Origin of the sequence: Neoehrlichia mikurensis, assembly GCF_019186785.1 — a bacterium.
In the GTDB taxonomy this organism is placed as follows: Bacteria; Pseudomonadota; Alphaproteobacteria; order Rickettsiales; family Anaplasmataceae; genus Neoehrlichia; species Neoehrlichia mikurensis.
The window spans coordinates 56,127-82,564 of the sequence record NZ_CP066557.1 but is presented as its reverse complement, the minus strand read 5'-3'; the positions used below and the strand labels follow the sequence as shown (position 1 = coordinate 82,564).

The window sequence follows — 26,438 nt, the reverse complement described above, 5'->3', positions numbered from 1 at the left end:
TATTCACAAGAGATTTCCTTTTTTTTGTAAAAATTTATAAATTTTAAAAAACAATATCGCAAATGCACCATTGCCGAAAACATTTATTGAAGTAATAATAGGATCAAAAATTAAATACAATATTGTAATTAATGAAATCATTGTAGGAGAAAAATGTAAATACTGCTTTAATATAGGAAGCATTATTATTATTCCTGAACCTGGCAATGCAGCAACAGCAAATTTTGATATTACAAAATAAATTATAAAAAATAAGTAATCAGTATTGCTAATAGGATATACTTTAAAAACTGAAGATATTAATAATGATAAAATAACTATAAAAAAACAATCCCCAATTAAATGTATGTTTGTGGCACTAGGAATCACTATATTTGCGATTTCATTATTAGAATTTTTTTGACTTGCAGATAAAGTTATAGGCATTGTAATTAAACTTGACATTGTACTAAACGCTAATATAACTGCTGGAAACATGTTTTTTATGGATAGCATTGCTTTATGTAAAATAAAATTATTACTAACAATATATAAAATAATCACATAGACATAAGCACACGCAAAAATAATGGATAGTATTATTATATGCTCTGATAAATATGATAAGACTTTATCGTCATGCATTTTAAATATGAAACCAATAATAAATATTGGTATTATTGGTATAAATATTTTTTTTAAAATAAACATGCTAATTTGTGATAACATTTGTGCTATCTTTGCTGCTTTATCCTTTTTTATTTTTGATAGTATAGTTCCAGAACAAATCCCTAATATTAAAGCATGACTATTACTAATAATTACTGGCAAGTGAAATTTATATAAAGGCTCAAGAATGCCGTGATTTATTGTATGAGGTATAATATTATTTTGAGAAAATACAGCAGTAGCTTTAATACCTATAAAAAGAGCAATAAGAACAGATACTGTATTGGAAATTGTTATTGTAACCACTAGTAAAATCATAATTTTAAAAGCATTACTACTTTGCAATTGATTAATTGCATGAAAAATAAGAGAAAAAACAATGAATGGCAATGTAAATATTAATACTTCCTTAATAGATAAACTTAAAGAATATGCCATTGACTTAATATAATATGGTATTAAGTCTGCAAATGCAAAAGAGCAGGTTATTATTACTATTAGCATTAATGGCATTGATATGTAGCTCATGTTATAAACTTTAATGGCATTGATATGTAGCTCATGTTATAAACTTTGCAAAATGCACCCTGAGCGATTCGAACGCCCGACCTTTTGATCCGTAGTCAAAAACTCTATCCAGCTGAGCTAAGGGTGCTGATTAAACACGACTAAAATAATAGCTATATAATAGTATATGTAAATAAAATTTTTTGATAATATGTAAATAAAAAATGTTGTAATATAATGAAATATTTTAATATTAAACAGAAAAATAATTTAAGTAATGTTATTTATAAATATTCAGCTTTGTTTTTTAAATTTCGAGTATATTTTTTTATTGTAATTAGTATAGCTTTATTTATTACTAATTTTACATATAATAATGCAATAAAATTTGTACGTACTGTTATTGTAGATAAAAGTCTGACTATTGTTAATAATTTTGATATTTTTTTAAAACAACACTTTAATACATTTAAAAATACAATAACACCCTATGAGTTTCACAGTAATGTATTAAATCAAAATATACTATTAATGAGGACCTTATACGAGGAGAATTTACAACTTAAAAAGTTACTAAATTTTTTATCATATTATGGTAATGTAAAGTATATTACGTCTCATATTATAAGTAGTGTAGTATATAATGGGATAAATAACTTTGCTTTTATTCCTATTGGTAGTGAAAGTGGTATAAAAGCTAATCAAGCAGTAGTAAATGAACATGGGTTAGTTGGTAAAGTTGTAGATGTAGGAAATCATGTTTCACGTATATTACTTATTACAGATAAAGATTTTCATGTGCCAGTTATGATAGTTGAGAGTGGGATAAATGCTATTATGACTGGTTCTATTGATCAAAAGCTGAAATTAACATATTTTTCTTCTACTAAAGATATTCAAGATGGAGAAATTGTAATAACAATGGGAGATAATAAGAATTTTCCTTATGGTATATATGTAGGCAATGTATTAAAAAATAATGTAATTACAAATGTAAATTTACAGGAGTTAAATTTTGTAAGTGTCTTAAGTTTACAGTGAAACATTATTTTTTATAAATTACTATCATTTTTTAATTATTCCTTTATGTATACCATGCTGTAGGATTATTTTGAGAATTATATCATAACAGTAAATAATAATAGATATGTACTTTGCTATAAAAAAAGATAACTAAAGTTTTTACTTAAAAAATCTATGCTCATTTAAATAAACTTGTATGGCATTAAGATTATGTTAATAAGACTTATAAGAAGCTTTTAATATAGTATGTAGTTCTTGTTATTTTATGTATTTGTAATATTTTGATAAACTCTATAAGTTATAATTTAATACATTGTTTACATATATACCATAAGGAAAATTCTTATTATCTCCCATTGTTATTACAATTTCTCCATCTTGAATATCTTTAATAGAAGAAAAAAATAGATACTAATTATTATAATATTTTTATACTTTATTAAGTTAGTTAACATTGTATAGGTAAAATGATCTTTTTTCTTAAGATGCAACCATTTCTGTAACTTTAAAATATAATTTTATATGTGAGTTATAATTGATTTACTTATTTTGTAAAACAAATGATTATTTATAAGAATAATATATTTAATAATATTAGCGGAAGTTTTGTTTGTTGTGTAAGTGAAGAGTTAAGACAATATTACATATTAATTTAATTATTGGTATTTTGAAAGTTGTTTTTATCTATTATAGAATACAAGTTCTTTATTGATTAGATAGTACTTAATCTTTGCTTTTGAATTTTAGTTATTTCTTTCATATAAGGTATTTGCTATTTATGAGTTACAATGTTTTCATTATTTATTAAATATCAATTTATATAAGATAAATTTAGGTAATATTTTTACCTTGATAAGGATTGATTATTTTAAATAACAATAATTTTTTACTTATTAATAAGTAAGCTTTTACTTATTACTGAGGCAAAATTAATTACTTTTATAAGCGTATATTACTATGCGCTGCATATTTAACGCGGAATACGGAGTTTATGATTTATTTGCAGGAGTAAAAGTTATTTTAATTTTGCTTAAATAGTATATGGGAAAAATTATTCATTTCTTCAAGCACTTTGCCAGTTCCTAATGCGACACAGCATAAGGGATTTTGAGCAATAAAAACAGGTAAGCTTGTTGCTTTGCTAATAACTTTATCTAAATTTCTAAGCATTGCCCCACCACCTGATACTATAATGCCTTTGTCTACAATATCAGATGATAATTCTGGTGGCGTGCATTCTAAAGCTACTTTTATTGCTGATATAATTTGATTAATAGGATCTATTAAACTTTCAGCAACTTGCTTTTCAGATAGCGGCATCTCTTTTGGTATACCATGTATTAAATCTCTTCCTTTAATTGTTACTATATCACCATCTCCTTCAGTAGGAGGAGCAGCTGATCCTATACTTTTTTTAATTTTTTCAGCAGTTGTTTCTCCAATGAGTAGATTGTGGTGTTTTCTTATATATGAAATGATTGCTTCATCCATAAGATCACCTCCTACACGTATTGATCGTGAATATACAATTCCTCCCAGTGAAATAACTGCTACTTCAGTTGTACCACCTCCAATATCAATGATCATTGATCCTTCAGGTTGAATAACTGGCAAATTTGCACCTATAGCTGCAGCCATAGGCTCTTCTATTAAAAATACCTCATGTGCTCCAGCACTTTCTGCCGCATCTTGTATAGCACGTCTTTCAACAGGAGTTGATCCTGATGGAACACAGATAATTATATTTGGACTATTAATAGTTTTACATTTATTGACACTTTTTATAAAGAATTTTATCATTTCTTCTGCGCCTTTAAAATCAGCTATTACTCCATCTTTTAGTGGCCTAATTGCTGCTATACTTCCAGGGGTTTTTCCTAACATCATTTTTGCTTTTGTACCGAATGCATAAGGTACATAACTTCCTTTTTCTTGTAATAATGCGACAACAGATGGCTCATTAAGCACTATACCTTTATTTTTTGCGTATACCAGTGTATTTGCTGTACCTAAATCGATTGCAAGATCATTTGCAAATAAGTGTTTTAGCATTAAAATATCGCTACATTTCTGTAGAAAATTACTCACTTGTGCTTTAAATGGTTTTGATAAATATGTCATAACTAGTACATGTGCCTAAAATATGTAAATTAAGTATATATCAATATTATCTGCATTTATAGTGTTTTTCTTTATATGTGCTAATGTTATTATATTGCACCCTGGTATAAATAATGCTAGCATTATACTTTATAATATTTTTTTTGCAATTAAGAAATTTAATTATTAAAAGTAAACTTACCTATGTATGGGTGGATAAATTTAGATAAACCTTATGGAATAAGTTCTGCAGGTGCTGTTAATAAATTAAAAAAAATTTTTCATGTAAAAAAAGCTGGGCATGCTGGTACTTTAGATCCTTTAGCTACAGGAGTACTTCCTATAGCTATTGGTGAAGCTACAAAAGTGATGAGTTATGCTGTGAATTCTGTAAAGTCTTATACATTTACTGTACAATGGGGGTGTCAGCGCTCAACAGATGATGCAGAGGGAGAAATTATTGATCAAAGCTCCTTTAAACCTGGATACGCAGATATTATGGAAGCTATGAAAAAATTTCAAGGAGTTATCAAGCAAATTCCTCCTAAATTTTCTGCGATTAATGTTAATGGTACTAGGGCTTATAAGATAGCTAGAAAAGATTTTAGTAGTATTACTTTACAACCTAGGTTTGTGCGTGTAATTAAAATGGAATTAATTTCTGTAGATAAAAAAAATAATACATCAAATTTTACTGTAACTTGTGATAAGGGATTATATGTTAGGTCTCTTGCAAGAGATTTAGGTATAGAACTTGGGTGTTTTGGATATGTGTTAAATTTACGAAGATTAAGAGTCGGTTGTTTTTTTGAAAAAGATGCTGTCAATTTAAATGAGCTTGAATCCTTGTATAATATTAATAAACATAATAACATTGTATTACCATTGCATTGTATTATGAATAATATGCCACACGTATATATAAGTGATGAGGATATGAAAAAGGTAAAAAATGGTCAAAATGTGCAGTTAAATGACTTGTATGTATGGGAGAAGTATGATATGTGTTATGTTAGTACAGGTAATATACCAGTAGCCGTTTGTAGCATAATAGATAAGGTTATAAAGCCAGTACGTGTTTTTAATGTATAAAATTAGTAAATTTGGTTTTTTATTTATGTCAATTACATCTAAAAAAAAAAGTGAATTAATTGCTGAATATCGTATCAAGGAGAATGATACAGGTTCCTCTTATGTGCAGTGTGCACTTTTATCAGAAAGAATACGTAATTTAACTGAGCATCTAAAAATTCATAAAAAGGATTTTCATTGTAGGCGAGGTTTAATAGTTTTAGTGTGTAAGAGACGTAAGGAGCTGCGGTATATTAAAAAGAAATATGGTAATGAAGCATATTTAAACTTAATAAAAAAGTTAGGCATTAGAGATATTTTTCATTAATTGGTTTATATAGGTATTTTTTGTAGGAATAGGAATTAGTAATATGTTTAATATAATAAAAAAGTCTATAGAATGGGGAGGGCAAACTTTAGTTTTAGAAAGTGGTAAAATTGCCCGTCAGGCAAGTGGTTCTGTTGTTGTGAATTATGGTGGCACTTCAGTATTAGCAACTGTAGTAATAGGAAAATCCAAGGAGCCTGTTGATTTTTTGCCATTAACTGTGCAGTTTATTGCAAAGAGTTATGCTATAGGTAAGATACCAGGTGGGTTTTTAAAAAGAGAGGGGAAACCTTCTGATAGAGAAATGTTAGTTTCAAGGTTAATTGATAGAAGTATCAGACCGTTGTTTCCTTCAGGGTTTTGTGATGAAGTAAGTGTTATATGTAATTTGCTATCATATGATACAATTAGTCCTCCAGAAGCTGTGGCATTAATAGGTGTGTCTGCGGCTTTATCAATATCAGGTATTCCTTTTAATGGGCCTGTTGTTGGTGCAAGAATTGGATATTTAAAGAAAGAAGATAAATACCTATTAAATGCTTCGGTTGAGGATATGAATGATAGTTGTTTAGATTTATTTTTATCCGGTAATGAAGATTCTGTTTTGATGGTTGAGTCTGCGGCTTGTGAATTAGCAGAAGATCAGATGTTAGATGCAATGACTTTTGCTCATAAGAGTTGTCAGCCAGTTATCAGTTTAATAAAAGAATTTTCTAATGTAGTTGGTAAATCTTGTGAAGAATTTGCATCTTATGATGTTAGTAACTATTTATCAATTATTGGTAGTCTTTATAGTGATGATTTTTTGTCTGCATATTCTGAGCAAGATAAAATAATAAGAACTCTAAAATTAGATGAGTTGCGAATAAAGGTATTTAATCATTTAAAAGAAAACTGTGAAGAACGAGGGGTAAAATATTTAGAGCAAGATATTACTTATGCTATTAAGGTATTTGAAAGATCTTTAATTAGGGAATATATCATTAAACATAAGAAAAGAATAGATGGCAGGTCGTTTGATGAAATACGTCAAATTGAAATGGAAATAGACATTGTTCCTAAGGCTCATGGTTCTGCTTTGTTTACTCGTGGCAATACACAAGCATTAGTTATTACTGCTTTAGGTACTCCTCAAGATGAGCAGATAGTTGATGATTTTGATGGTGATCGGAGAGAAAACTTTTTATTGCATTATAATTTTCCTCCTTATGCAGTAGGTGAAGCTTCAGCTTTACGTCCTCCTGGTAGAAGAGAAATAGGTCATGGTAAGCTTGCTTGGAAAGCTATTCATTCTGTATTGCCTGATAAAGTAGATTTCCCATATACTATTAGAGTGGTTTCTGAAATTACAGAATCAGATGGATCATCTTCTATGGCTACAGTATGTGGTACTTCTCTTGCTTTAATGGATACAGGTGTTCCTATAAAATCTCCTGTTGCTGGAATTGCTATGGGTCTTATTAAAGAGCAGGATCAATGTATCATATTGTCTGATATATTGGGAGATGAGGACTGTCTAGGTGATATGGATTTTAAAGTTGCGGGTACATCTGAAGGTATTACTGCTTTACAGATGGATATGAAGATTTGTGGTATAAGTTTTGAAGTTATAAAGCAATCGTTACTTCAGGCACGTACAGGGAGGATTCATCTGCTTGATAAGATGAATGAAGTTATTAATAAGGCTCGTGAATCAATTAAGGATCATGCTCCTAGAATAGAATCTATAGTTATTGATAAAAATAAAATAAGAAGTCTTATAGGTACAGGGGGAAAGAATATCAGAGATATTTGTGAAAAAACTGGTGCAAAAATTGAAATTTTACAAACAGGTGTAGTTATGATCTATGCTGTTAATAATAGTGCTGTTGAAAAAGCAAAGGATATGATTCTTGAATCTGTTACAGAACCGGAAATAGGTAAAGTCTTTGATGGGGTGGTAACTGAAATTGTAAAATTTGGTGCATTTATAAATTTCTTAGGAAGTAAAAAAGGATTAGTTCATATTAGTGAAATAAAAAATGAGCATATAAGCTCAGTAGAAGGAGTTTTATCTTTAAATGATAAAGTAAAAGTTTTAGTAATAGATATTGATCGAGAATATATTCAATTGTCTATACGTAGAGTTAATCAGGATACTGGGGATATGATTGAAGGCGAATTGTATAATCCTCCAAAAAAAAGTTTTTCTGATGACTTTCATGGGGGAGGAAGTGCAATAAAAGATTATGGTAATCGTGGTGATAAAAGGAGAAATAATAGTCGTACTTCTTCTCGTCGTTCTTCTTCTAATTATTATGGTGATGGGAATAATCGTTATAACAATCGTAATGGTAATGATGTTACTGTGCCAAAAAAGCCAAGGTTTTTTTAGTGATGTAAATGCCTATATTTAATAGAAGTCTTGTAAAATCTTATAAAGATAGAGTCATTGAGAATGGTCTTTATTCCGGTGTTTTATTTGATGAAATAGTAGGTATAATAGTAGATAGGTTGCTGTTTTTACATCTTGATTTGGAATGTTTTTTACTAAATTTAGGATGTAGAAATGGTACATTGCTAGAAAATTTGCTGCAAAAGAAGGTAATATCTAATGTAAATCAAGTTTTGCAATCTGATATATCTTATGGCTTCTTATCAAAAGTAAAATTTGGGTATAAGGTTGTAGCAGATGATGAAGCTTTGCCTTTTAAAGAAAATACTTTTGATGTTGTAGTTAGTAACATGTCTTTGCATAATGTTAATCATTTAGTAAATGTATTAAGAAATATACGCAATTTATTAAAAAAGAAGGGTATTTTAATTGCTACACTTTTTGGAAGTAAGACATTGTTTGAGTTGAAAATGTCTTTTATTAGAGCAGAAATGAGTCGTGGTGTTGCACCTAGAATACTTCCATTTATTAAGCCCGAAGAAGCAATACTGTTAATGCAAAATAGTGGCTATACAGATTTAGTAGTAGATATTGATGTTATTAAATTTAAGTATGATGATATATATATTTTGCTTCATGATTTAAAAAATATGGGAGAAGGTAATGTTTTAAGTGCTAGAGATGATAGTAAATCACTAACAAGAGAAATTATTGATAATACATGGAATTTATATAAGGAATTTTTTTCAAGTGATGGAATAAATGTGTCAGCAGTATTTGAGATTATTATATTAAAAGGAGTTAATCAGTAATATGTATAATAAATTCTTATTTAGGATAGTTCATGATAAATAATATAAGAAATTTTGCAATAATTGCTCATATTGATCATGGTAAGTCTACTTTAGCTGATCGTTTAATAGAAGAGTGTAATGGATTAGAACAAAGGGAAATGAAGAATCAAGTTCTTGATTCTATGGATATTGAAAGAGAGCGTGGTATTACAATTAAAGCTCAAACTGTAAGGTTAAATTACAGAGCTAAAAATGGAGAAATATATTGTCTAAACTTAATGGATACGCCTGGTCATGTCGATTTTTCATATGAGGTTAGTAGAAGCTTAGCATCTTGCGAAGGTTCTTTACTTATAGTAGATAGTAGTCAAGGTGTTGAAGCACAAACTCTGGCAAATGTATATAAAGCTATAGAAAGTAATCATGAAATTATTGTTATATTGAATAAAATTGATTTACCTGCTTCTGATTCAGAAAAAGTGAGATTACAGATTGAGGAAATAATAGGTATTGATACAAATGATGCAATTCTTGCATCTGCAAAGATAGGAATAGGAATTCAGGATATATTAGAAGCAATTGTTAATAAGCTTCCTGCTCCTAGTGGAAATTTAAATAGCCCATTAAAGGCTATTTTAATTGATAGTTGGTATGATGTATATCTTGGAGTTGTGATATTGCTTCGTATTAAAGATGGAATTATAAAAAAGGGAATGAAGATACTTATGGTTTGTAGTAATGCTGTGTATCAAGTTGATAATGTTGGTATTTTTACACCTCGTAAACAAATAGTTGATCAGTTATCTGTTGGTGAAATTGGGTTTATCACTGCTTCTATTAAGGAAGTTGCAGATTGTAAAGTTGGTGATACTATCACTGAAGAAGGTAGAAGATGTGATGAGATTTTTTCTGGATTTCGTACTATACGTCCTGTAGTTTTTTGCAGCTTATTCCCTAGTGAAGCAGGTGATTTTGAATGTTTACGTGAAGCATTGAAGAAATTACACCTTAATGATGCTAGTTTTACATTTGCTCTAGAGTCTTCTAACGCTCTTGGATATGGGTTTCGTTGTGGATTTTTAGGTATGTTGCACTTAGAAGTAATTCAGGAAAGACTTGAAAGGGAATTTGACTTAGATTTAATAACTACTGCTCCAAGTGTAATTTATCAAATTACTACTAAAAATCATGAAGTAAAAGATGTTTGTAATCCTAATGATTTACCTGAAATGTGTGATATTATAAATGTTAAGGAGCCTTGGATTTTAGCAACTATTATGGTTCCTGATCAATATTTAGGTGCTGTGCTTTTATTATGTAATAATAAGCGTGGTGAAGAGAATGATTTGTCATATACGGGAAATGTAGCACTATTAAAATATAAACTTCCATTAGCTGAAATAGTATTTGATTTTTATGATAGATTAAAATCTGTATCTAAAGGTTATGCAAGTTTAGATTGGGATATGGATGAATACATAGATAGTGATATCGCTAAATTAAGTATTTTAATAAATTCTGAGCCTGTTGATGCTCTTTCTTGTATTGTTCATAAAACGAAAGCAGAGATTAGAGGACGTGAAATATGTAATAGATTAAAAGAATTAATACCTAGACAGCAGTATAAGATTGCTATACAGGCAGCAATAGGAGGAAAAATTATTGCCCGTGAAACTATAGCACCATATAGGAAAGATGTTACTGCAAAGGTTTATGGACGTGATGTTACTAGAAAAATGAAGTTATTGGAAAAACAGAAAAAAGGAAAAAAAAGATTAAGATCTATTGGTAATATTAATATTCCTCAAAATGCATTTATTCAGGCATTAAAAGTACAAGATTAACATAAATGTATTCTTTGCTTATTATCAAAGTATACTGTAATAAGTTTTATTGTAATGTAAGAAACTATGCTTTAATTTTACAAATTTTTTTATTAATAGTTATTTTTTTATGATATTGATGATGGACAATAGAACATCATAAGTATCATATTTGTAAAATAAAAAAAATAGTTTTAATTATAAATAATATATTTATAATTTTATTTAATCAATAGAAGTAATTTGTATTATTGTTTATACGATAGGTACTTATTAGTATATGCAGATTTTAATATAGTATATGAGGTATTATGTTATATTAAATTTTTTGTTTTATTTTGATATTAAATACGGCCTTGAATCCAAGATATACTGATATTTTTTCTATAATTATTGGTATTGCATATTGAATATGAATAGCGTTACCTCCATGATTAACAATAAGATGTAAAGTTCCAGAGTTGCTATTTTGCAGAAATGATAATTTTTCTGGACGGGAAATCTGTGCTATATCTTTACCTACGATATTACTCCAATTAAGTAGAATACGCATTTCTGTTTTACTAATATTATACTCATTACATTTTGTTAAAATAAAATTTTCAACTGTAATGTTAAGCTTTTTATAACCAGGTATTTTTTTATAAAACTGCATAATTTGTAACTAATACTCTTGTAATAATGCTATAAATTTTTTATCAATGCAATGAAATATAGTTTGGAGAATGCTCTTTTATAAATAACCCATCTGTATCTTGTATAATTTTTATATTTTCGTTTATATTAAGTTGCACAGTAGGATTGTCTAGATGTCTATTAATTGCTATTTCTGCTATGTAATGAAATAGGAAGTTTTTTAAATAATTTGATACTAAAACTTGTATCTCTTGTATAAAGTAAGACACTGGCATTTCTTTAAAGTTATAATAATCGGAATATTGACGAACAAATTTTCCTTGTATAAAATGCTGAATTATACGAGATGCATGAGATAGATCTTTATTATTAGGTAATGTAACGTTAACACTGAAAAATTGTTGTATTTGAGATTGTAGTTCTTTGTTATGATTACTTAATAGCATTGATAGCGCGGTATTTGTGTTAAGATATCTTGAATTTTGAGATAAGTGCTTATTATTGCTAGTAGCAATTATAACTGCTAAAGCAAATTCCTCATTATTTTGTAATTCCTGTTGTATTAAATGACTAATTTTTTGTGTGTTATTATGTATATCTATATTGTAATTCATTATATTATATAGCTTACTATATTGTAAGTTTTGGTCAAAATATAAGGACAATGCATCAACAAATAAATTTTGATATATCACATTAAGCATAGATTGCGGAAAATCACAATTTTTTATTAAATCATTTATCAGTACTGTATCTTGATGTAATATAAGCCACCTATATTCTTTACATATGAGACATGCCTTATTAAGATTTATGCCTTTCTTTATATTATTAATATATTTATCAAATAATATAGAAGCAATATTTCTATAACTATTTAATGAGTGATTAGTGGCAGGTACTGATAATATATCATTTAATTGGCTATGGCTTTCCTTGTCAAAATGATAAAATATCTTAAAAGTGTGAGAAGGAGCAATAATTTTTTTGTAATTAGATAATACACCATTCGATTGGCTATGGCTTTCCTTATCAACATGAGCCATTATATTACATTCTACTTCATTATCATAGTATAAAGTAGCATTACATGCAAGAAGCCCACGGATAGGATAATATGATTTAACGCCCTTCCTAAAGGCTCTGTATTCACTGTTATATTTTGTAATTTGTATTATTATTTGTGATAATTGTTCAGGATTACTGTTTTTAAGAAATTTTTTATGTGCTGTAAAACATAATTTACCGACTTGTTTATATGCTATTATTTCTTTTAGTGATGTCATAGAGACATTTTGAAAAATTACCTTACATGGAAATTCTTTCTTTCCTTCTGATAAGAAGTAAGCAATTAACCTATGACCTTGTTGTCCTGTTTTTATGACTTTTATTACTTCTATTTTATTTTCTTTAATTAAATTATTTAAATTTTGATCTGTTGCTGTATATATTGGGTCTATAATAAGTAGAGAATGACTTTTTTGTAGCTCTGCTAATACTTCCTTATCTGATAATTTCTTAGTAAGCGTTTTGTTCTTTAACATTGTAAATGCTTTATAACATATAATAGTAAATGCATAAATTATAGCTGCACTAACGAATAATAAAGTAACACCCATAATTATGTTAGCTTTACTACAAGTACGTGACCCTGATGCTAGTGTAATAATACATAACACTGAAGCTGCAGCATTTAAAGCGCTCATAATTAATATAGGATGAGGCATAACAACTATACTTAGTTATATCAGTATTATATATATATATTACTTAATGATTTTTCAACTTTAAATTTAATAATATTTTTAATATTGGTGTTTAATACTTTTTAAATTTTGATTTATATATGCATGAAGATCCTTTATATAAAGAAAAATACTAGATATAAGGGATCTTTTGCAAGTATAATAAATTACGGTGCAATAAAAGATTTGCACTTATTTTTGTACTGCATGTACATTATGATTTTCTGTTGTAATATTATTTAAGGAGTGAATTTCATCATTGAAAAACAAAGATATGATTGAATGAACACCAGCAACCATAGAAATTGTTATGAAGATAATTAATAAATGTATGTTATTAATAGGTAGTTCATTACTTTTGAAGTACTTTAAGGATTGTGTAAAGCAATATAGTCCAAGTGTAAAACATGTCATAGAAAATATAAAAGCTGATAATGTAGTTGCACATAGTGATTTTTGAGCATTGCTTTTTTTAGCATCTTTAGTGTCTTTAGTATTTGTAACTGATGCATTTGATGACATATTATTTTTTTGAGTTTTAGTTGAGTTTGTGGCATCACTAGGTACGGTTGAAGCATCCGTAAGAGTTGCTTTTATAGATTTTTCTTCTTTTTGACTGGCTATATTTTGAACTGTATACATAATAAAAGACATTAAAAGCATTAGAAAAGCAGTTAATGTTATTGAGCATAGTGTTATATAAAAAGGATTACTCTTAAGATACTTATGTAGCATACATGTTGATCCAATTATTCCAATCAAGCATATGCTAGATAACATCATAGTTACCATTGAATTATTTATTGGTATTATTGGCATTTTGGATATTTGAAGTATATCAGATTGTGCGTTACTTGTTTTGTTGGGCATATTAAATGTATATTAATAATTATAAAGTTAGATTATAGCAAATTAAAAAGTAAAAGTATACTTTAATTTACTAAAATTTTTTAATATAGACATTATAATCTTAAAAAAAAGTATTAATTATAATATATTGCTGATAATTTTTTATGTCTATAAAGCTAATTTTTATAATTGAGTTATTATTACTTAGTCTTAAATTTATTATATATTATTTTTATGAATCTTTAATAAATATTTAAGATATAATAACTAATTAATATATAAATTTTGATGAAATTACGAATTTTATTAATGTAAATCACTATGATTTTTTAGAAGACATGATTCAATGTTTGAAGGATTTTCTTAAAATATAAATTATTTTGATTAAATCATAAGTAGCACTTCCTTTGTTAATATAAAATTAATTTCTTAATTTATATTTTTCATATATGTACTAATCTTTATTATGTATAAAGTTATATAGATAAGAAATAATTTTTTTAAGAAAATACAGCTTTTTCATGAAATGTAAAACAATTACCTAGTATATATGATTATTACTTTATTAATATTATGTACTTAATAGTGTTTTTATATTTTATCTAATCCCTATATATGTAATAGATTATATAAATCTTAAAAAATTTATATAATAATTTAAGTAACAAGACATTGTTGATCATTGTATTAGAAATCTGAATTATATTAATAATAAAAATATTTATCATGTTATAAATAATTCTTTTTTAATATATATTTTATAATTAGTTGTTAACCTACCGTGCTTAAATTGATCTTGAGGTAAAAGTAATGAGGATGATTAATAAGCAAGGTGCTATTTGTATAAGTAATTTATTAGCTTTTATAGTAGGATCAGAAATTATTATTGAATCTAGAACGACACAAGACAGAAAACGTGCTATGTTAGTGTGCATTTTTTCTGTTAGTATTTTAACATTAATATTGCTACGAATTTATTGTATGTTTTTTCATAGAAAGATTAATGTTTTTTTGAAAAATCATAAAGAATCATTTATACTGGATGCCCCTTTATTAAAGATTGAAATTTATAATAAGGAACATTCTTGTAATGCTTGCTCAATGTTGCAAGTGACATTAGATAAAAAAGTAATAAGTGGATATACGACAGATAATGCTGATAGACAAATACTAATTCAAGATTATATAAATAATCCGGTAAATAGTATTAATGCTCAAATTAAAATATATTTTATTAGTAAGCCTGGAAGCATAAAAGAAAGAATTATGCCATTTACCTCTTTGCATGCAAAACCTAACATAATAATAAATATTAAGGAAAAAAAATTTATAAGGTATAATATTTTGCACCTCAAATCTATTATTTTATCGATTGATGAATTAAAAAAATTGTTAGATTTTTGTGTAGATGAAAAATCAATTCATATATGGTTATTAGAGAAGTATTTATCAGAGAATTGTAATAATTATTATTTAAATAATAGATTATTGTATATATTAAAAAATTTTCCATGTAGTAGCAAAATTCGCAATTTATTATCTGATAAATTAAGAGATAATTTGTGTGATGCTTTAAGATATTTACAAGAACATGATTTTAATAAATTGACCAACAATGATTTGAAGATCTTGATAAAAGATATTATGGATTTAATAATAAAAAGGTCATGTGAATATACAAATTTGCATGAAATATTACATAAAGAAGAATATATCAAGAAACTTGATTTACAAATTGGCGATGAAGATATTATAGCATGTTACTTTGATACTTTGAATAATAAAACGAGCTGTTTAATCAAGAAATCTTTGCTTTATAATAATACTCAGTCAAAATTGATGATAGCATTACATTCTTATATTGAAAAATGTAAGAAGTATAATGAAAATAAATTTAAGGATTTAAGAACATTATATGTGACGAATGAAGTGAAAATAGGATATGATATTTTAAGTAATTTTATTACTAAGCACAATCTAAACGATAATATTAATCAAATTATTTATGCTGCAAGAAATGAAGTTAGTAAAAAATATAGTAAATTATTAAATAGTTATATTATAGGACTTGTAAAAGAAGAAGTAACTAGCATAAGTAGATTACAATTAAGTAAGGGTAGTATATAAATACACAAACATTGTGTTAATGTGTGTTTTATTAGTTTTCATTGTTAATTTTATATTAAATCAATAGAGTAATTATTATTTATCTTAGAAAAATACTTTGGCATTTAATATATAAAAAATATTCTGAAAGAAGAAATAAAATTTACTGCGTTGTAATAATTAAGGAAAGGGCAATGAAGATTATTCTCTAAGCTTAAAAGGATAACATAGTTGTAGTAATTTGACAATACTAATTAAAATGATATATTGACTTTATATAGCAATTGAATTTTTACTATGTCACTAAAGTCGGAAAGTTTTTTTATTATAAATTTTTATATGATTTTATGATAATATTATTAATAAGTTAGTGATATATATCAAGTTGTTGCTTTAATTATGATTTTTTTATTATAAAAAGTATTTTTTGATATATAGTTATACATGTTGTTAATTTAATTTTAAAATGATAAAAACTAATAATGTAAGCAGGATGTAAGTGTGCTTATAGGATATTTTTTGATTGATGTGTAAAAAATGTAAGAAAATAAAATGAGGGTGATTATTGGCTAAAGTTAATTTTTGGGGTATTATATGGCTGGTCATTCACAATTTGCGAATATAAAACATAGAAAAGGTGTACAAGATGTTAAGCGTGCTAAGAGGTTTACAAAATTAACAAGAGAAATAATTGTAGCAGCGAGAAAAGGGTTACCAGATCCAGAATTTAATCCAATGTTAAGATCAGCAATTTCTGCTGCTAAGAAGGAAAATTTGCCAAAAGATAGGATTGAAGCGGCAATAAAAAGTGCTTCTGGTAATGCAGTTGATGATAATTATGAAGAAGTAACCTATGAAGGTTATGGACCAGGAGGAATTGCAATAATTGTTCATGCTGTTACTAATAATCGTAATCGTACTGCAGCTGAGTTAAGGCATATTTTTTTAAAATGTAATGGTAAATTAGGAGAAAGCGGTAGTGTAAGTTTTCTATTTGATCATGTTGGTATTATTGCTTATAAATCTGAATCTATTAATAATTTTAATGATTTTTTTAATATTGCGCTTGAATTAAACGCTAATGATATAGAGGAGCATATAGTAAATGATAATCAAGAAAAGCTATATTATGTTATTTGTAATGTTAATGATTTTGGGAATATTAGAGATAATTTATCTAAGAAATTCTTTGATGCTGAAATTGCTAAGCTATCATGGAGGCCTAAAGAATTAATAAAAATACAGAACTTAGATCTACAGATAAAAATTAAAAATTTAATTCATACACTAGAAGATAATGATGATGTTCAATATGTTAAAGGAAATTTTGCTTTTTAAGTAGATATTGTATGCAAGCATACTTAATCATAAGTATATTATAAAATTTTATTTTATGATAGCAAAATGTGTTTTTTAATTTAATCTGCCTATTAATATTTTTTTATATTAGGATTAGTTTTGAAATTCTATTTAAAAAACAAAATTGCGGTTATGGGTACTGTTAAATATTTTAAAATTCTTTTAAAAACATTATAATTACTAAGTAATGCAATAATATTAACTTTTTTATACTAAAATAACTATTGAAGTAACTAAATTTTAATATAAATATCTATGTATTTTTTTTGTAACTTGATTTTTATGTATATTTTGGTAGTATTAATACATTATACAATAATGGTTTTTATGTTAAAGGTTTTATTATGCCTATTCTTATTATATATTATTTTGAATAAATTTATGTCGAAGGTTGAATAACTAGTTATGAGTACAAAATTTGGTATTATAGAGGATGTTTTACAATTAGGTAGGGTATTACAATTAATTAAGGACTATCTTTGACATTGTTAACCTTAAAAAGTCTTTAGAAGCACTTGAAGCACAGTGCGCTAGTGACTCTTTATGGGATGATAGCAATGCAGCACGGAATGTGTTGCAAAAAAAGTCAAAAATTCAAAAAACATTAAGTTCTTTTTATGATCTTGAAAAGGAATATAATGATTATCTTGAAATTTTAAATATTGTTACTGATGATGATGATTTTCTTTGTGAGATTGAAAAAAATCTTGTAAAACTTAAAAGGCAGATCTATCAAAAAAAAGCAGAATGTTTATTTTCTGAAGAAGCAGATTATAACGATTGTTTTTTAGAAATTCATTCAGGAGCAGGTGGAACTGAAAGTAATGATTGGGCTGATATGTTACTTCGTATGTATATACGATGGGCAGAGATATATCATAAATTTACTGTTGAAATAGTAAATAGACTTAATGGTGAAGAAATTGGTATTAAGTCTGTTCTTATTAAAATTAAAGGAGATAATGCTTATGGATGGGCTAAGACTGAAAGTGGTATACATAGATTGGTACGAATATCTCCTTTTGATTCTAATGCTAAACGTCATACAAGCTTTGCTAGTGTAGAAGTTTTTCCGGTAGTGGATCAGAATATTACTATAGAAATTAATGAAAAAGATTTACGCATAGATACTTATAGGGCTTCTGGAGCTGGTGGTCAACATATTAATAAAACAGAAAGTGCGGTACGTATTACATATATTCCATTAGGAATAGTAGTTCAATGTCAAAATAATAGGTCTCAGCATCAGAATCGTGCTGAAGCTTATAATTTGTTGAAGAGTCGTTTATATGAAATGCGATTGCAAGAAAAGGAAAGAAAAATGGCTGATGTACATAATAAAAAATGCGATATAGGATGGGGAAATCAAATTAGGTCATATATTATGCACCCATATCAAATGATAAAAGATTTGAGAACAGGATATGAAAGTAGTAATGTGAGTGCGGTTTTAGATGGAAATCTAGATGATTTTATAACAGCAGCATTAACTAATAAAGCTTTGTAATTCTATTTTTTAGTATATTAATCATGGAGATATTTAACTTAAAATGTTAAGATGATATGTAGCCCTATATAAAAATTAAGCATATGCGATTATACATATGATATTATTAAAAGCAGAATGTTTTTTATATACCTTATTTTTTAATTATATAATATTTTTGTTAAACATTAATATGTCTTATAAATGAGCAAAATGTTTGTATATTAAACTTTAGCAATATTGAAGAAAGTTGTATAATATACGATATAACCTATGCTATAAAAGTTATGTGGAAAAGTCATTATGGAAGTATAATGTTTTTTTAAATGTTAAAGTATTATAGAAGTTTATAACATAAATAATTGGCAAATGTATATTCAAAAGTAAGTTTTGTTAGTACATTATAATTTTGTATCTATATTGAATGGATATTATATATTGTATTGATAGGGATAGGCTTACATCACTATTTATTAAAAATAATCATTATATAAGCTTCTAAGTATAATATTATAGTTATAATATAACTTTCCTTATCCACACAACAACAATCTTTCATCAACACATCACTATTAAATTTATGATTCAATAAAAGATTCATATCACAAATTATTATAAGTACTTGATAAGCTACTTAATAATACCTACTTCCTTATAATATTGTCTTGTACCTTCATGCATAGGTGCAGTACTTTCTTGCGATAAATCACTAGCTGTTAAATTTTTTAATGCTCCACTTATTCTGTGAAAATCAGATAAATGTAAAGCTATATATTTTACAATTGAATATGCTATATCATTACTCAAATTTGTTATTACCAATAAAGAAGCTTTAACTGCTAGTGTTTTAACATGACAAATGAAAGTGTTAATATTATTTAAATTATTTATATATAAAATAAATTGTGATATCAAATATGTTTGTATTATTTTTTATAAATTGAGTTTTATTTATAGCTAAAATTCATAGCTTTATATTTGAATACATGTTGCTATTTTCTATCTATTAACCTAATATAGCTTTTGTTATTATATTAGTGTATTTCTTACGTAAGATTTTTGGATTATATTGGCAACATTAAGTATACCTCCTTCGTCATAATAATTACCAATTAATTGTAGAGATAAAGGTAGCTTATTTTTAGATAATCCAACTGGTACAGATATTGCAGGAAGTCCAGCTAAATTTATAGGTACAGTGAAGATATCTTCTGCGTACATATTTAAAGCATCAGGTTTTTCATCAATTGCAAAAGCTTCATTTGGAGTGGCATAAGTGAGTATATAATCAACTTGTTCAAATGCTTTTACAAAATCTTGCATAATCAAATGTCGAATACGTTGTGCTTTATCATAATAAGCATCATAGTATCCAGAAGATAAGACATAAGCTCCTATTAATATCCTTGTTTTTGCTTCTTGCCCTATGTTTAGACTTCTTGTTAATTCATACATATCATTTAAATTATCTGATGATACTCTAGCTCCATATTTTACTCCGTCATAGCGTGCAAGGTTTGAAGATGCTTCTGATGATGCGATGATATAGTATATGGGTAGTGAATATTTAGAATGAGGTAAGCTTATGTCAATAATTTCAGCACCACAGTTTTGTAAAAATTGTATATTCTGTTTCCATACTTCTTTAATATCTTCTTGACATTTGATTAGTTGATATTCTTTAGGAATACCTATACGCTTGCCCTGTATATCATTAGTGATATAGTTTATAAAGTGTGGAACTTGTACTTTAGAAGAAGTAGAATCTTTATTGTCATATCCGCATATTGCTTCTAACATTAAAGCCGCATCTTCTACAGTACGTGTTAACACACCCGCTTGGTCAAGAGAACTAGCAAATGAAATCATGCCCCATCTAGAGCATCGTCCATATGTTGGCTTTATACCTACTATTCCACAGAAGGCTGCAGGTTGACGAATTGAACCACCAGTATCACTACCAAGAGCTCCAGCACATAAAAATCCAGCAACTGCTGCACTTGATCCTCCTGAAGATCCTCCTGGCACTAAATCTTTTTGATCTGATCTTTTCCATGGATTTTTTACTGGACCGAAACAGCTATTGAGATTTGTTGATCCCATTGCAAATTCATCCATATTTAATTTTCCGAGCATTACAGCGCCATGCTGTAATAATTTATTAGAAACTGTTGATTCATAGGTAGGCACAAATTCTCGCAATATGTTAGAACATGCAGTAGTTCTAATATGTTTTGTACAAAATAAATCCTTAATTCCAATTGGAATACCTGCCATTGGACTTATAACAGTATTATTGCGTAATAAAATATCAACTTGTTGTGCTGCTTTTAATGCTATTTCTGGAGTTTTTGTAACAAATGCATTTAGATTTTCATTTTCAACAGAATTAATATGTGCTTTTGCCAATTCTACAGCAGAAAAATCTTTATTTTTTAATCCATGATGCATTTCTACAATAGATAACTTAAGCAGTTCTTTCATTATTATATCTTAAACATAATATACTTAATGTAAGTAGGTTACCATACTTTATTGGTAAGGCAATCGAATATTATTGAAAAAATGTTTATAAGGTGACTATTTTTGTAAATTATGTAGTAGTATGAATTTATTTTATAGTTATTTGAAAATTTTAATAAAGATTGTTGATAAAAGTAAATGTAATTTTATAATATAAGCTATAATATTATATTATTAGTATATATATAGGAGTTATTGTATTATGAAGTATAATAAATACTAAAAGTTTATTGATAAATGCTATGATAGAAGTATTAATTTCCCTTTTTATAAAGTAAAAATTGCAAGTTTTTATGTATGAATTAAATAGTATGAGTAAATACTTATAATGATAAATTGTATGGTAATTAAGTGCTGTATTATAATCGCAATATATTTATTATTTTAATATATTTTACATTTACTATAGAAAATTATTTGAATATTTTGTAAGTAATTTCTTTGTATGTGTTAAGTGATTATAGGTGTAATTGTCATTAATAGTTTATTCAACATGTAATCAATTAGGATATATGTTTATTGTATGTGAAGTATCGGCATATAGTATTAATATATTTAATAGTGATTCATGTGTTTTTTTAAAGTCTTTGTTATTTTTATGTGTTTGCAATATAATATTGTTTTCTAATCGACGATTATGCGGAAATTTTAATTAGGTAATTGCAAAATTTGCTGATTTACTTAAAAAATCAACTGGAAAAGAATAACATATTTATTGACATAGATAGGTTCTTTAACTCTTGGTAGAATATTTCTATTTGCAGGATTTTTTCTAAAGATTTAATTATTGAAAGTAGTTATCATATAAGTATTTTTAGTTTTGTTATTTTAATAGTATTTTACATTTATTGTAAAAAATGTGAATTTATTGCGTTATATTATTTTTATAATAAACTTTTACTTCTAAATTGTAAAGTAGGCCTAATTTAATAGGTTGCATATGAAGATATCTGCTTTTGATTTTGCTTATTAATTTATAATAATGCTACTTATGGATATCAGATTTTAAATTCTATGCTTAAGGGTTCATTATTTAGTAGAGCAATTTTTTTTCACTTTATAAATTACTCACTTGTTGTTAAGTTGCTCATATTGTGGATTGATATATCAAGGAAAGCTGTTTTAATATATTACAAGTTACCATTTATAATGCTAAACTAGCTGTTCATTAATAATTATGATTATAATCTTATATAATTCACATCAAGTATATTAAGTGTTGATAGTTGACAAAATTATGGTGTTATATAAAACATATCATTAGTTTTAAGATATTCTAATAAGTATATTGCATGAGAGGAGAGTTTGATCTGCAAATTATTTTATCATAATAAGTGAATATAACTTTATTTTATAAAAAATTAAGTACTGTTATAATTAAAATTATATTTTTATAGAAAGATATATTTTATCATAAACTTATTATTTGCTAATATACTTACCATAGTATTATCTGTCATTTTATTGATGATTATACGGTAATACTTATTATAATGATATTGTTAACTTTAATGTATTACTAAGTTACTTAGTAAAAGTATATTATGGATTTTTGTGGATAAAATTTTTATATATTATTATTTTTATACACGTGAATTGAGAATTATAATATGGTACATATGCCACATTGGCCTAAACCTTTAGGATTTAGACCTTCTGATCTTTTACTTGATAGAATGATTCAGATATTAAATAATTTGGGTAATCCTGAGAAAAAGTTGCCTCCTGTAATACATGTTGCTGGTACTAATGGCAAGGGATCAACTATTGCTTTTATTAATAGTATTTTGCGTGCAGCAGGATTAAAAGTTCATGTGTATACATCTCCTCATTTAGTAGATTTTAATGAAAGAATTATTTTAAATGGCGAAAAAATATGTGATGGATATTTACATGAAATATTAGAAGAATGTAGAGAAGCAAGTAAGGATATACCTCTAACATTTTTTGAAGGTACTACAACAGCTGCTTTACTTGCCTTTTCAAGAGTTGATGCGGATATTGTATTAATAGAAACTGGTATGGGTGGTAGGTTGGATGCAACAAATGTTGTGTATCCAATTGTGACAATAATTACTTCTATATCACTTGAACATATAGAATCATTAGGAGAAACATTAGAGTTAATTGCTATAGAAAAAGCTGGTATTATGAAACACAATACTACATGTGTTATTGCCCCTCAAGAATCTGAATCAGTTATGACAGTACTTGAAAAATGTGCTATTAAAAAAAAATCTATTATTTATAGAGGTGGTATTGATTGGTGTTGTAATAAAAGCGATAACATGATGGTATTTAGTAATAATATAGAAACATCATCTTTTCCTATGCCTGGCTTATTAGGTGATCATCAGATTATTAATGCAGGAAATGCAATATCTACTTGTAGTATTTTATCTGGTAAGTTTAATTATAAAATTGACTACGATGATATAACACAAGGATTATCTGAAGTTTATTGGCCTGCAAGGTTAGAAAAAATTAAAAAAGGCGTTTTATTTGATATGCTTCCTAAATTATGGAGTTTGTTTTTAGATGGTGCACATAATCCTGCGGGTGCAAAAGTGTTATCTAATTGGATGAAACAACAAAATAATGATGAAATATATGTTATTTGTGGTATGACGAGAGATAAAGATACTATTGCCTTTTTGGGATATTTAAAACCATTTACTAAACATTTATGTTCTGTGTGTGTAAAATATGAACCTCGTGCTCAAACTGCACAAGAAATATTACAAGCAGCTTTATATTTAAATATGAGTGTATCTACTCATGATACTTTACGATCTGCTGTAGGCAAAATATTGAGTATTGGTAACCAGAATTCAAGTGTTATTATATTAATTTGTGGTTCATTATTTTTAGCAGGAGATGTATTATCAGAAAATTTATTAGATTAATTATTAAATTTATTAATTTTTTGTATTATATTATGCATTTGCATAGATTTTTTATGTTCATGTAAATTAATTTTTATATTTTTATACTTAAGATGAAATTTATTTAATAATAAAACTATTAGAAATTTAATAGCTTATAAATTTCTATAAGCTATCTTTCAGATATTAATTATTGGCAGAGCTTTATAATTTGATATTTAATGTAGGCGGATATTGCATGCTGATTTTTATATCTAAGTAAAAAAAATATATATTATTTTAAATATTTTATGAAGATTTTTTTATTTTATGAGTAATTTTTTGATATATGTAAACCTGATATATAAGTTTATATTTCATATTAGTTAAATATGTTAATAGAATTATTAAAATAATTAGATTAGAATAAATAATGTTATTAAACGTAGTAATGCTGCAGTTGTTCGAGGAGTAAGTAATTTTTATATTCAAAATGGAAGTATTTCTGTTAATGATTTAATATCAGATATTGATCAAGGTATTTATTTACTGATTTTTTTGATTTGATGTTAATTTAATAATAGGAGATTATAATTAAGGTGTTTTTAAATTTATGATAGAAGATGGTAGTAATTACATATCCAGTAAATGAGATTAACTATTACTGAAAATTTAATGTAAGTGCATTTATATAAAATATTTTGCTTAAATTAGCTTATATTAAATTTCTTATATCTAAAGTATTAATAAATTTATATTATGTAAAATATATTTATTTATTTTATTAAAATAATTATATAAAGTATTTATAAAAATATAATTTTCAAAGGGTTTATATTATGAAATATTTAGCTATATGTTAAATGATATGGTGAAAACTACGCTCATAATAGTTGCTGTGGTTTTTGTTTTAATAATTCTTTGTATGGCTGTTTATATGATTGTAAAGAATAAAAATAATTTAGAAAATAGATGTTCTAAGCTGAGTGATATTGATATAAATTATTTTTCAATTAAAGGTTTAGTAAAAGAAGATAATTCTGATAAGGAAAAATACGAACTTACATATAAAAATACCTATGATTTTGTATTTAATAGTAACACTACTTATTGACTATGATGCATACTATAATATTTTCTAATATCAGCTACAGTATTGTAGTAAGTAATTTTTATTAAATTACTTACTATATAAGTATTACTTAATGTAGGCAATATTATCCTGTATCTATTGGTTGTGTATTAATATAATAAAATTATTCTTATAAATGCTAGTAATAAATTTTAGGAAGAATGTTATTTTGTTGACTAAAAAAGGTATAAGCGATGATAACAAGGCAAAAAAAAGCTGCTTGTTGGTTTGAAGAATTACAGGAAAATATTGTTGATATGTGTTTATGTATAGAGAAAGATTTTTCCGTATGTCAGCCTATGATTAGTACTAATAAGTGGGATAGAAGAGGTGGTGGAGGTGGAAAATATGTCAAAATTTATGGAAAAGTATTTGAAAAAGTAGGTGTTAATTTCTCGGTAGTTCATGGTAAATTTGATGATGTTTTTGCTAATGAAATACCTGGAGCATTAGATAACGGAGGTAATTTTTGGGCTAGCGGTATTTCGGTAGTTGCACATATGCAATCTCCCTTTATACCTGCAATACATATGAATACCAGATTTATTTGTACTTCACAAAATTGGTTTGGTGGAGGCATTGATCTTACTCCTACATATTTTAATGCAGAGGATGAAAATTTTTTTCATACAAATTTACGTACAGTATGTGATAAGTTTAATTTAGATTATTATCAAAAATTTAAAAAACAGTGTGATGATTATTTTTTTTTACATCATAGAAAAGAATCTAGAGGTATAGGAGGTATATTTTTTGATTATCTTAATTCAGGAGATTGGGATCATGATTTTATGTATATAAAAGAAGTTGGTAAGTCTTTCTTAGAAATCTACTCAGTAATAGTTCGTAAAAATATGCATAAAAAATGGACAACAGAAGAGCGAAATTTTCAATTAATCAAGCGTGGCAGATATGTTGAATTTAATTTACTTTATGATCGTGGTACAAAATTTGGCATTATGACACATGGTAATCCAGATGCTATTATGATGTCAATGCCTCCTTTAGTGAAGTGGGAATAAATGTATTTTTATTACGATAAATGATAATAGAAGGATAAGATCTTTTAA

General features: G+C 26.5%; 20 protein-coding genes and 1 tRNA gene. 13 read left to right on the top strand and 8 right to left on the bottom strand.

From position 1 onward, the window contains the following. Window positions 1-3 precede the first annotated feature (3 nt). Together HL033_RS00335 and HL033_RS00330 are read right to left on the bottom strand one after the other, a co-directional pair. Window positions 4-1,176: a cation:dicarboxylate symporter family transporter gene (locus HL033_RS00335; RefSeq protein ID WP_218194135.1), complete on the bottom strand. Its 1,173-nt coding sequence runs from the start codon at window positions 1,174-1,176 to the stop codon at window positions 4-6. A 53-nt stretch (window positions 1,177-1,229) separates the two neighbouring features. Further along, window positions 1,230-1,303: transfer RNA gene (locus HL033_RS00330), tRNA-Arg, on the bottom strand. Between the two features lie 89 nt (window positions 1,304-1,392). Here HL033_RS00330 and mreC point away from each other — a divergent pair. Then, window positions 1,393-2,196, top strand: coding sequence for a rod shape-determining protein MreC (gene mreC / locus HL033_RS00325; RefSeq protein ID WP_218194134.1), 804 nt, complete (start codon window positions 1,393-1,395; stop codon window positions 2,194-2,196). A gap of 1,002 nt (window positions 2,197-3,198) precedes the next feature. On the opposite strand, the gene HL033_RS00320 is transcribed toward mreC, so the two are convergent. Further along, window positions 3,199-4,230 carry a rod shape-determining protein gene (locus HL033_RS00320; protein WP_218194462.1) on the bottom strand — a complete coding sequence of 344 codons (1,032 nt, stop codon included), beginning with the start codon at window positions 4,228-4,230 and terminating at the stop codon, window positions 3,199-3,201. Window positions 4,231-4,482: 252 nt separating this feature from the next. On the opposite strand from HL033_RS00320, the gene truB reads away from it, so the two are divergent. From truB to lepA, 5 genes are read left to right on the top strand one after another with little or no spacing between them, the layout of a single operon-like run. Then, entirely contained in the window at window positions 4,483-5,370 is an 888-nt protein-coding gene (gene truB / locus HL033_RS00315) for a tRNA pseudouridine(55) synthase TruB (protein WP_218194133.1), read from the top strand. A 25-nt stretch (window positions 5,371-5,395) separates the two neighbouring features. Continuing rightward, on the top strand, window positions 5,396-5,677 hold the full coding sequence (gene rpsO, locus HL033_RS00310; protein WP_218194132.1) for a 30S ribosomal protein S15: 282 nt from the start codon (window positions 5,396-5,398) through the stop codon (window positions 5,675-5,677). A gap of 43 nt (window positions 5,678-5,720) precedes the next feature. Next, the gene (gene pnp / locus HL033_RS00305; protein ID WP_218194131.1) at window positions 5,721-8,051 is read left to right on the top strand and encodes a polyribonucleotide nucleotidyltransferase; all 2,331 of its coding nucleotides are present in this window, start codon (window positions 5,721-5,723) and stop codon (window positions 8,049-8,051) included. An 8-nt stretch (window positions 8,052-8,059) separates the two neighbouring features. After that, window positions 8,060-8,863: a class I SAM-dependent methyltransferase gene (locus HL033_RS00300; RefSeq protein WP_218194130.1), complete on the top strand. Its 804-nt coding sequence runs from the start codon at window positions 8,060-8,062 to the stop codon at window positions 8,861-8,863. A 32-nt stretch (window positions 8,864-8,895) separates the two neighbouring features. Next, entirely contained in the window at window positions 8,896-10,689 is a 1,794-nt protein-coding gene (gene lepA, locus HL033_RS00295; protein ID WP_218194129.1) for a translation elongation factor 4, read from the top strand. Between the two features lie 298 nt (window positions 10,690-10,987). Here the strand turns inward: lepA and HL033_RS00290 are convergent, their stop codons facing one another. The 3 genes from HL033_RS00290 to HL033_RS00280 form a co-directional block, all read right to left on the bottom strand. Next, on the bottom strand, window positions 10,988-11,323 hold the full coding sequence (locus HL033_RS00290; protein WP_218194128.1) for a DUF721 domain-containing protein: 336 nt from the start codon (window positions 11,321-11,323) through the stop codon (window positions 10,988-10,990). A gap of 43 nt (window positions 11,324-11,366) precedes the next feature. Next, window positions 11,367-13,031, bottom strand: a complete 1,665-nt coding sequence (locus HL033_RS00285) for a hypothetical protein (protein ID WP_218194127.1) — start codon at window positions 13,029-13,031, stop codon at window positions 11,367-11,369. A gap of 210 nt (window positions 13,032-13,241) precedes the next feature. Then, complete coding sequence (locus HL033_RS00280) at window positions 13,242-13,919, bottom strand: hypothetical protein (RefSeq protein WP_218194126.1); 678 nt, start codon at window positions 13,917-13,919, stop codon at window positions 13,242-13,244. 795 nt (window positions 13,920-14,714) lie between these two features. On the opposite strand from HL033_RS00280, the gene HL033_RS00275 reads away from it, so the two are divergent. The 3 genes from HL033_RS00275 (at window position 14,715) to prfB (ending at window position 18,870) form a co-directional block, all read left to right on the top strand. Next, complete coding sequence (locus HL033_RS00275; RefSeq protein ID WP_218194125.1) at window positions 14,715-16,025, top strand: hypothetical protein; 1,311 nt, start codon at window positions 14,715-14,717, stop codon at window positions 16,023-16,025. A 573-nt stretch (window positions 16,026-16,598) separates the two neighbouring features. Continuing rightward, the gene (locus tag HL033_RS00270; protein ID WP_218194124.1) at window positions 16,599-17,342 is read left to right on the top strand and encodes a YebC/PmpR family DNA-binding transcriptional regulator; all 744 of its coding nucleotides are present in this window, start codon (window positions 16,599-16,601) and stop codon (window positions 17,340-17,342) included. A 426-nt stretch (window positions 17,343-17,768) separates the two neighbouring features. After that, window positions 17,769-18,870, top strand: a protein-coding gene (gene prfB, locus HL033_RS00265) for a peptide chain release factor 2 (RefSeq protein ID WP_410522100.1) whose coding sequence is annotated in 2 segments (ribosomal slippage) — window positions 17,769-17,831 and window positions 17,833-18,870 — 1,101 coding nt in all. Because the reading frame shifts where the segments join, the coding sequence is not laid out codon by codon here. Between the two features lie 609 nt (window positions 18,871-19,479). Here prfB and HL033_RS00260 read toward each other — a convergent pair. Beyond that, window positions 19,480-19,656 (bottom strand): TAXI family TRAP transporter solute-binding subunit, encoded by a 177-nt coding sequence (locus HL033_RS00260; RefSeq protein WP_246575268.1) that lies wholly within the window; start codon window positions 19,654-19,656, stop codon window positions 19,480-19,482. A 222-nt stretch (window positions 19,657-19,878) separates the two neighbouring features. Then, the gene (gene gatA, locus HL033_RS00255; RefSeq protein ID WP_218194122.1) at window positions 19,879-21,333 is read right to left on the bottom strand and encodes an Asp-tRNA(Asn)/Glu-tRNA(Gln) amidotransferase subunit GatA; all 1,455 of its coding nucleotides are present in this window, start codon (window positions 21,331-21,333) and stop codon (window positions 19,879-19,881) included. A 551-nt stretch (window positions 21,334-21,884) separates the two neighbouring features. Between gatA and HL033_RS04560 the strand changes: the two genes are divergently transcribed. The 4 genes from HL033_RS04560 (at window position 21,885) to hemF (ending at window position 26,390) form a co-directional block, all read left to right on the top strand. Beyond that, a complete protein-coding gene (locus HL033_RS04560; RefSeq protein ID WP_410522116.1) occupies window positions 21,885-22,028 on the top strand; it encodes a hypothetical protein in 144 nt (47 codons plus the stop codon). Between the two features lie 954 nt (window positions 22,029-22,982). Next, the gene (locus tag HL033_RS00245; RefSeq protein WP_218194120.1) at window positions 22,983-24,278 is read left to right on the top strand and encodes a bifunctional folylpolyglutamate synthase/dihydrofolate synthase; all 1,296 of its coding nucleotides are present in this window, start codon (window positions 22,983-22,985) and stop codon (window positions 24,276-24,278) included. Between the two features lie 826 nt (window positions 24,279-25,104). Continuing rightward, window positions 25,105-25,350, top strand: coding sequence for a hypothetical protein (locus tag HL033_RS00240; protein WP_218194119.1), 246 nt, complete (start codon window positions 25,105-25,107; stop codon window positions 25,348-25,350). Between the two features lie 212 nt (window positions 25,351-25,562). After that, window positions 25,563-26,390, top strand: coding sequence for an oxygen-dependent coproporphyrinogen oxidase (hemF, locus tag HL033_RS00235; protein ID WP_218194118.1), 828 nt, complete (start codon window positions 25,563-25,565; stop codon window positions 26,388-26,390). Window positions 26,391-26,438 lie beyond the last annotated feature (48 nt).

What these genes read in the sequence shown, in the direction of transcription:
- pnp (WP_218194131.1), top strand. Translation starts at nt 5,721, where the DNA reads ATGTTTAATATAATAAAAAAGTCTATAGAATGGGGAGGGCAAACTTTA.
- HL033_RS00300 (WP_218194130.1), top strand. Translation starts at nt 8,060, where the DNA reads ATGCCTATATTTAATAGAAGTCTTGTAAAATCTTATAAAGATAGAGTC.
- truB (WP_218194133.1), top strand. Translation starts at nt 4,483, where the DNA reads ATGTATGGGTGGATAAATTTAGATAAACCTTATGGAATAAGTTCTGCA.
- HL033_RS00290 (WP_218194128.1), bottom strand. Translation starts at nt 11,323, where the DNA reads ATGCAGTTTTATAAAAAAATACCTGGTTATAAAAAGCTTAACATTACA.
- HL033_RS00245 (WP_218194120.1), top strand. Translation starts at nt 22,983, where the DNA reads ATGGTACATATGCCACATTGGCCTAAACCTTTAGGATTTAGACCTTCT.
- HL033_RS00270 (WP_218194124.1), top strand. Translation starts at nt 16,599, where the DNA reads ATGGCTGGTCATTCACAATTTGCGAATATAAAACATAGAAAAGGTGTA.
- HL033_RS00320 (WP_218194462.1), bottom strand. Translation starts at nt 4,230, where the DNA reads ATGCTAAAACACTTATTTGCAAATGATCTTGCAATCGATTTAGGTACA.
- HL033_RS00280 (WP_218194126.1), bottom strand. Translation starts at nt 13,919, where the DNA reads ATGCCCAACAAAACAAGTAACGCACAATCTGATATACTTCAAATATCC.
- HL033_RS00335 (WP_218194135.1), bottom strand. Translation starts at nt 1,176, where the DNA reads ATGAGCTACATATCAATGCCATTAATGCTAATAGTAATAATAACCTGC.
- gatA (WP_218194122.1), bottom strand. Translation starts at nt 21,333, where the DNA reads ATGAAAGAACTGCTTAAGTTATCTATTGTAGAAATGCATCATGGATTA.
- mreC (WP_218194134.1), top strand. Translation starts at nt 1,393, where the DNA reads ATGAAATATTTTAATATTAAACAGAAAAATAATTTAAGTAATGTTATT.
- HL033_RS04560 (WP_410522116.1), top strand. Translation starts at nt 21,885, where the DNA reads ATGTTTATTGTATGTGAAGTATCGGCATATAGTATTAATATATTTAAT.
- HL033_RS00275 (WP_218194125.1), top strand. Translation starts at nt 14,715, where the DNA reads ATGATTAATAAGCAAGGTGCTATTTGTATAAGTAATTTATTAGCTTTT.
- rpsO (WP_218194132.1), top strand. Translation starts at nt 5,396, where the DNA reads ATGTCAATTACATCTAAAAAAAAAAGTGAATTAATTGCTGAATATCGT.
- lepA (WP_218194129.1), top strand. Translation starts at nt 8,896, where the DNA reads ATGATAAATAATATAAGAAATTTTGCAATAATTGCTCATATTGATCAT.
- HL033_RS00285 (WP_218194127.1), bottom strand. Translation starts at nt 13,031, where the DNA reads ATGCCTCATCCTATATTAATTATGAGCGCTTTAAATGCTGCAGCTTCA.
- hemF (WP_218194118.1), top strand. Translation starts at nt 25,563, where the DNA reads ATGATAACAAGGCAAAAAAAAGCTGCTTGTTGGTTTGAAGAATTACAG.
- HL033_RS00240 (WP_218194119.1), top strand. Translation starts at nt 25,105, where the DNA reads ATGGTGAAAACTACGCTCATAATAGTTGCTGTGGTTTTTGTTTTAATA.